The 428-nt window shown below is 66.1% G+C and carries 1 pseudogene; it reads right to left on the bottom strand.

Features of this window, described 5'->3' with window-relative positions:
* Positions 1 to 64: 64 nt before the first annotated feature.
* Positions 65 to 428: pseudogene (locus D7Y13_RS43395) on the bottom strand (leucyl aminopeptidase); the annotation flags it as partial.

The following is a 428-nucleotide window of genomic DNA, read 5'->3' as shown; positions in this document are numbered from 1 at the left end:
CGTCCGCACTTCCGAGATTATGGGTCCCCGCCGGCGCGGGGATGACGGCAAAGGCTATGGCCACCTAGTTCTCGAAATTATCCGACACGAAGCGATCGAGCAGGCGGACGCCATAGCCCGTCGCGCCCTTGTCCCACAGCGGCCCCGCCTTCGACGCCCACACCATGCCCGCGATGTCGAGGTGCGCCCATTTGACCCCCTGGTCGACGAAGCGCTGGATGAATTTCGCCGCGGTGATCGAGCCGCCTTCGCGCGGGCCGACGTTCTTCATGTCGGCGATCGGGCTGTCGATCAGCTTGTCGTAGGCGTCGTCGAGCGGCATCCGCCACAATTTGTCGCCGGTCGCCTCGCCCGCCGCCATCAGCTGCGCGGCGAGCGCGTCGTCGTTGGCGAAGACGCCGCCGTATTCGTGGCCGAGACTGATGATC

The sequence above is a fragment of the Corallococcus praedator genome (assembly GCF_003612125.1).
Lineage (GTDB): Bacteria > Myxococcota > Myxococcia > Myxococcales > Myxococcaceae > Corallococcus > Corallococcus praedator.
The sequence above is the reverse complement of the archived record's forward strand: the minus strand, read 5'-3'. Positions and strand labels throughout refer to the sequence as shown.